The organism is Microvirga tunisiensis (genome assembly GCF_009296175.1).
GTDB lineage: Bacteria > Pseudomonadota > Alphaproteobacteria > Rhizobiales > Beijerinckiaceae > Microvirga > Microvirga tunisiensis.
Window position 1 is genome coordinate 22,351 of sequence record NZ_VOSK01000064.1, and the last position, 6,264, is coordinate 28,614.

The following is a 6,264-nucleotide window of genomic DNA, read 5'->3' on the forward strand; positions in this document are numbered from 1 at the left end:
GTTTCGCCGACGCGGACCTATGGCTCCGCACAACCAGCTAGGTCACACGGCGAGGGCCGCGAGGGCTTCCTCGCCGCTGACGTTCTTGCCTCTCGGCCAGGAATTCCAGTTCGCGGCATGCTCCATGGCATTGCGCAGCATCTGCTTGTAGCTGCGCCTGGGCACTTCCATGGCGCCGAACTGTGCCAGATGCGAGGTCACGAACTGGGTGTCCAGAAGCGAGAACCCGCCCCGGCGCAGCCGGGCCACCAGGTGAACGAGGGCAACCTTGGAGGCATCCCGTTCGGTGTGGAACATGCTCTCGCCGAAGAAAGCCCCGTTGAGGCGCACGCCATAGAGGCCGCCGACGAGGCGATCGTCCCGATAGACCTCCACCGTATGACAATAGCCGGCATCGAAGAGTTCGCCGTAGAGCTCGCGGATGCGCCGGCTGATCCAGGTCTTCTCCCGGTCCACGCCGGGGGCGGCGCAGCCGGCGACCACCCCGTCGAAATCCTGGTCGACCCGTATCTCGAACTGGTCCGAGCGGACCGTGCGGGCCAAGCGCTTGGAGATGTGAAAATTGTCGAGAGGAATGATCCCCCGCTCACGCGGCTCGACCCAGAAGAGCGAGGGGTCGTCCGCATCTTCCGCCATGGGAAAGATGCCAGCCGCATAGGCTTTCAGGAGGATGTCGGGGGTAATCTCGATCGCGTGGTCGGGAGACCGGGTCATTCAGTCACTTATCCGATCATTCGGGCTATCCTTCATAAAATAGGATAGCTGAGACGCGAAGTCAGATTCTGAGGTAGAATTTGCCGAGTCGGTGGATCTCTTCGTCCGTCTTCTCAGCCTTGGTTGCGAGCACCCACAGATCGTACAGTTTTGGGCGGCGAAGCCCGAAAGCCGACGTGAAGAAAGCGAGGCATGGTCTTTCATGGCCTCGCTTTCAAAAACGACGCCCTCCGTTCCGACAGTGCCAGAATAGAGCGCGTGATATTTCGTAACGACTCTATTCGTTTTCGCCCAGACCGCCTGTCTTCAGGAAATTCTCGAGCCAATGGATGTCGTATTGGCCGTTCTGGATCTCAGGATTGCGCACGAGGGTGCGGAAGAGCGGCAGGGTGGTGTCGATGCCGTCGACCACGAATTCATCGAGAGCCCGGCGCAGGCGCATGAGGCACTCGTTGCGGGTGCGGCCATGAACGATGAGCTTGCCCACAAGAGAGTCGTAGTGCGGCGGGATGCGGTAGCCCTGGTAGGCCGCCGAATCGACGCGCACGCCGAGACCGCCCGGCGGGTGGAAATAGCTGATCGTGCCGGGCGAGGGGCGGAAGGTCGAGGGATGCTCGGCATTCACGCGGCACTCGATGGCGTGGCCCTCGATCTTGATGTCTTCCTGCTTCACCGACAGCGCATGGCCTGCCGCCACGCGGATCTGCTCGTTCACCAGGTCGATCCCGGTGATCATCTCCGTGACGGGGTGCTCCACCTGGATACGGGTGTTCATCTCGATGAAGTAGAACTCGCCGTCCTCGTAGAGGAACTCGATGGTGCCCGCGCCCGCATACTGGAGGTCCTGCATGGCCCTGGCCACGACGCCGCCGATGCGCTCGCGCATCTCGACGTTCAGGGCCGGCGAGGGGCCTTCCTCCCACACCTTCTGGTGGCGGCGCTGCAGGGAGCAGTCACGCTCGCCGAGGTGGATGGCGTTGCCCTTGCCGTCGCCGAGAACCTGGATCTCGATGTGGCGCGGCTTCTCGAGATACTTCTCGATATAGACCGCATCGTCGCCGAAGGCGGCCTTGGCCTCGGTCTTGGCGGTCTGGAGGGCGTGGACGAGGTCGTTCTCGTTGCGCGCCACCTTCATGCCGCGCCCGCCGCCGCCGGCGGCGGCCTTGATGATGACCGGGTAGCCGATGTCCTTGGCGACCTTCCTGGCCTCGGCTTCGTCGCTGATGCCGCCCTCCGATCCGGGCACGCAGGGGATGCCGAGGCGCTTGGCGGTGCGCTTGGCCTCGATCTTGTCGCCCATGATGCGGATGTGTTCGGCCTTCGGGCCGATGAAGGTGATGCGGTGATGCTCCAGCACCTCCGCGAAGCGCGCGTTCTCCGACAGGAAGCCGTAGCCGGGATGGATGGCGTCCGCGCCGGTGATCTCGCAGGCGGCGATCAGGGCCGGGATGTTGAGATAGCTGTCCCGGGCGGCCGGAGGACCGATGCAGACGCTCTCGTCGGCGAGGCGCACATGCATGGCATCCGCGTCGGCGGTGGAATGCACCGCGACGGTGGCGATGCCGAGCTCCTTCGCCGCGCGCAGGATGCGCAGGGCGATCTCGCCGCGATTGGCAATGAGGATCTTATCGAACATATCGCGCCTTACTCGATGACGAGGAGGGGTTCGCCGTATTCAACAGGGGTTCCGTCTTCGACATAGATGGCGGTCACGGTGCCGGCGCGGGGCGCCACGATCTCGTTGAAGGTCTTCATCGCCTCGACGAGCAGAACCTTGTCGCCAGCCTGGACCTTGGAGCCGACCTCAACGAAGTCCTTCGCGTCCGGGGAGGGCTTGCGGTAGGCGGTGCCGACCATGGGCGAGAGCACAGCGCCCGGATGGGGGGCTCCGGTCTTCGCGGCAGCCTCGGCCGTGGCTGCAGCCGGAGGCGGTGCAATGACGGGAGAGGGCGCCAGAGCGGCGGGAGCTGCGACCGGAACGGTGACGGCGGCGGTGATCATGCGCGCCACGCGGATGCGAAGGTCGCCCTTCTCCACTTCGATCTCGCTGAGATCCGTGTCGGCGATCAAATTCGCCAGCTCACGGACGAGATCGGGATCGAAAGGGTTATCCTTGGCCATGGGCTTACCTCTACTTCCTGAGGAACTAATGCTGGGAGGGCTTCGCCTGACGGGCCCGCTCGACCATCACCTGGTGAACCGCTTCCAGGCCGAGCAGGTAGCTCATGGGCCCGAAGCCACAGATCACGCCGATGGAGACGGGCGCTATGAGCGAGCGATGGCGAAAGCCCTCGCGAGCATGAACATTCGAAATGTGGATCTCGACCGTCGGAGCTCCGCTGCCGGAGATGGCATCGCGCAGAGCGATCGAGGTGTGGGTATAGGCGCCAGCGTTGATGACCACGCCGGCTCCTTGCGCTCCTGCTTCCTGGATCCAGTCCACCAGCTGTCCCTCGTGGTTGGACTGGCGGAACGTGATCGCCGTCCCCAGGGTCTCGGCCTTCTCGCGCACGAGCTTCTCGATGTCCTGCAGCGTCGTGCTGCCATAGACCTGGGGCTCTCTGCGGCCGAGGAGATTGAGATTGGGTCCGTTGAGGACGAAGACGTTGGTCATCGCGAAAGGAGCGTTCCTTGAAGCTCCGCCAGGCGGAGCAGAAACGCCCTCTTAGCCAAAAGGCGAGCAGGGGGGAAGGGGAAAACCAAGGCTTTCCCACTCTACCCCACTCCCCGCGAGGTTTCCGTAGCGTGAGAAGACCTGTTTTACGTCATGGCCGGGCTTGTCCCGGCCATCTCGATCCTGTGAAGCGCTGCGCTTCGATCCATCGGGATCATCGGCACAAGGCCGGCGATGACGTGGAGGGGATGAGAGCAGGGGGCGCTACGACAGGGTCACAGAGCTTACCCGCAGTTCGCCTTGCCGCACTGGCGGACATTGTCCACGAGCTGCTTCAGGGGATCGAGACCGACGGCGCCGGGGATCACGGTCTCGCCGACGATGAAGGCCGGCGTTCCGGTCAGGCTGAGCTTGTCGCCGAGAGCCATGTTCTCCTGGAGGGCCGCGCGGACCTCAGGGCTCTCAATGTCCTTTTGAAGACGGGCCATGTCGACGCCCATCTCCTTGGCGACCGCCATGGCACGCTCGCCGTTCACCCGGCCGCGGCTCTCCAGGACCTTGATGTGGTAGTCGAAGAGCTTCTGGCCCTGGAGCTGGTTCTTGACTGCCAGCGCCACGCGGCTTGCCTCGACGGAATCGGGCCCGAGGACCGGGAAGTCCTTCAGGACGACGCGCAGCTTGGGGTCGCTCTTCATGAGCGTCTGGACGTCGGAGAGTGCCTTCTTGCAGTAGCCGCAATTGTAGTCGAAGAACTCCACCAGGGTGATGTCGCCCGAGGGGTTGCCGACCACATAGGAGTGCGAAGCATTCAGGAGCGACTGTTTCGTCTCCTTCACCGCACCGGCCTGGGCGACCTGCTGCGCGTCCGCCTGACGCTTCTCGAGTTCGGCGATCACCTCGGTCAGAACCTCCGGGTTCTTCAGGAGGTAATCCTTCACGATCTCGCCGATGGCCTGCTTCTGCTGCTCGTTGAAGGACGGGCCCTGCGCCATCGCGGCAGGAGCGATCGCCAGAGCGCCGAGCAGAGCTGCGGTCCGGCCGATTCTGAGAAGCGAAAAGCGCATATTCGGTCCTTTGCGGAAATCTTTGTCGATCCTGCCTTTAACAATCGTTCGAGGCGGAGTTGAGACTCGTTGTTCTATCGTGAGTTAGCTGCTTGGGGAGTGCGGCGTCAAATCACGGCTTCGTATTGTGAGACCAATACCCTCCACGTCATCACCGGCCTCGTGCCGGTGATCCCGATCGGTGAGGCGCGGCGCTCTTCCGATCGGGATGGCCGGGACAGGCAGGCCGTGACGCGGTGGATGTCATCCCCGGCGGCCGCAGGCCGGGAAGGGATCCACGATCAGGCGCAGCGCTATGGATTCCCTTCGCCCGCTGACGCTCCAGCCGCGAAGGACGCCCGATGAAGAACCGTCTTGAGACCGCCCTTGCAACCGGCTACGAGCCTCTTCATGACCAAGACATCCGCCGATCTCCATTCGCCCCTCATCGCGCGTCGCATGGACCGCGTCGCGTCCTTCCTCGCCATGGACGTGCTGAGCGCGGCTGCGGCCAAGGAGCGGCGCGGCGACAGCGTCATTCACATGGAGGTCGGCCAGCCTTCCGCACCGGCGCCCCGCGCGGCTCGGGAGGCGGCCAAGGCCGCCCTCGATCTCGGCCGTATCGGCTATACCGAGGCGCTCGGCATCTCGGCCCTGCGGGAGCGGATCGCCCGGCATTACCGGGATGCTTACGGCGTGAGCATCGCGCCGGAGCGGGTCGTGGTGACGACCGGCTCCTCCGCCGGATTCGTGCTGGCGTTCCTGAGCCTCTTCGACCCGGGCCAGCGGGTGGCGATCACCGCGCCGGGCTATCCGGCCTATCGCAACATCCTGGAGGCGCTGGGCATCGAGCCGGTGACGATTCCGCTCGCCAAGGCCGATGGATGGATCATGACGGCTCAGGCGATCGAGAAGGCCCACGCGGAAAAGCCCCTGCACGGCATCCTCGCCATGAGCCCGGCCAATCCCTCCGGCACCATGATCGGCCGCAAGGCACTGGCGGAATTGGGTGAGACCTGCCGTCGCCTGGGGCTGTGGTTCGTGTCCGACGAGATCTATCACGGTCTGACCTATGGCGAGGCCGCTTCCACGGCGCTCGCCTCCGACGACGATGCGGTCGTGATCAACTCGTTCTCGAAGTATTACTGCATGACCGGATGGCGCATCGGCTGGATCGTGGTGCCGGACCGTCTGGTGCGGCCCATCGAGCGGCTGGCGCAGAACCTGTACATCTCGCCGCCCTATCTCTCGCAGGTGGCGGCCCTCGCCGCCTTCGACGCGGCGGAGGAGCTGGAAGCGGTAAAGGCCGGCTACGCCCGGAACCGGGCGTACCTGCTCGAAGAGCTGCCCAAGGTCGGCATCACGGAGATGCACCCGGTCGACGGGGCCTTCTACATCTATGCCGACATCGCCCGCTTCACGAACGATTCCATCGGCTTCTCCAGGCGCATGCTCGAAGAGGCGGGCGTCGCCGCCACGCCCGGCCTCGATTTCGATCCCATCGAAGGCTCCCACTACATGCGTTTCTCCTTCGCCGGATCGGAAAACGACTGTCGCGAGACGGTGGCGCGGCTGAAGGAGTGGCTGAGGTAAGGGCGCTTGCACCGTCATTCCGGGGCGGCTCGTCGGAGCCGCGCCCGGAACCCATAACCGCGAGCGATGCAGGGTGGGGGCACCGATTTCCAGATCGTCTTATTCTCTAACCGTTGTGTTTATGGGGTCCAGGCTCTCGCTGTGCTCGCCCCGGAATGGCGGTAGAGCCGAAAATCGGGATAGGGGGGAGCCTCGCGGTTCCACCCCTCCCACACCACCGTACATACGGGTCCGTATACGGCGGTTCGTCGGATTACTCGACTGGCTGGACGTGGACAGAGGCGAGGCCGAGGCCTCTGA

Annotated in this window: 6 protein-coding genes; 1 reads left to right on the top strand and 5 read right to left on the bottom strand. The window is 64.2% G+C overall.

Annotation, left to right across the window (positions count from 1 at the left end; translation table 11 throughout):
• Positions 1-42: 42 nt before the first annotated feature.
• The 5 genes from aat to FS320_RS17150 form a co-directional block, all read right to left on the bottom strand.
• The gene (aat, locus tag FS320_RS17130) at positions 43-714 is read right to left on the bottom strand and encodes a leucyl/phenylalanyl-tRNA--protein transferase (RefSeq protein WP_152713042.1); all 672 of its coding nucleotides are present in this window, start codon (positions 712-714) and stop codon (positions 43-45) included.
• A 277-nt stretch (positions 715-991) separates the two neighbouring features.
• Positions 992-2,350 (bottom strand): acetyl-CoA carboxylase biotin carboxylase subunit, encoded by a 1,359-nt coding sequence (accC, locus tag FS320_RS17135; RefSeq protein ID WP_152713043.1) that lies wholly within the window; start codon positions 2,348-2,350, stop codon positions 992-994.
• Positions 2,351-2,358: 8 nt separating this feature from the next.
• Positions 2,359-2,835, bottom strand: a complete 477-nt coding sequence (gene accB, locus FS320_RS17140) for an acetyl-CoA carboxylase biotin carboxyl carrier protein (RefSeq protein ID WP_152713044.1) — start codon at positions 2,833-2,835, stop codon at positions 2,359-2,361.
• 25 nt (positions 2,836-2,860) lie between these two features.
• Complete coding sequence (aroQ, locus tag FS320_RS17145; RefSeq protein ID WP_152713045.1) at positions 2,861-3,328, bottom strand: type II 3-dehydroquinate dehydratase; 468 nt, start codon at positions 3,326-3,328, stop codon at positions 2,861-2,863.
• Positions 3,329-3,612: 284 nt separating this feature from the next.
• Positions 3,613-4,392: a DsbA family protein gene (locus FS320_RS17150; protein ID WP_152713046.1), complete on the bottom strand. Its 780-nt coding sequence runs from the start codon at positions 4,390-4,392 to the stop codon at positions 3,613-3,615.
• 390 nt (positions 4,393-4,782) lie between these two features.
• On the opposite strand from FS320_RS17150, the gene FS320_RS17155 reads away from it, so the two are divergent.
• Entirely contained in the window at positions 4,783-5,964 is a 1,182-nt protein-coding gene (locus FS320_RS17155) for a pyridoxal phosphate-dependent aminotransferase (RefSeq protein WP_152713047.1), read from the top strand.
• The last annotated feature ends 300 nt before the right edge of the window (positions 5,965-6,264 follow it).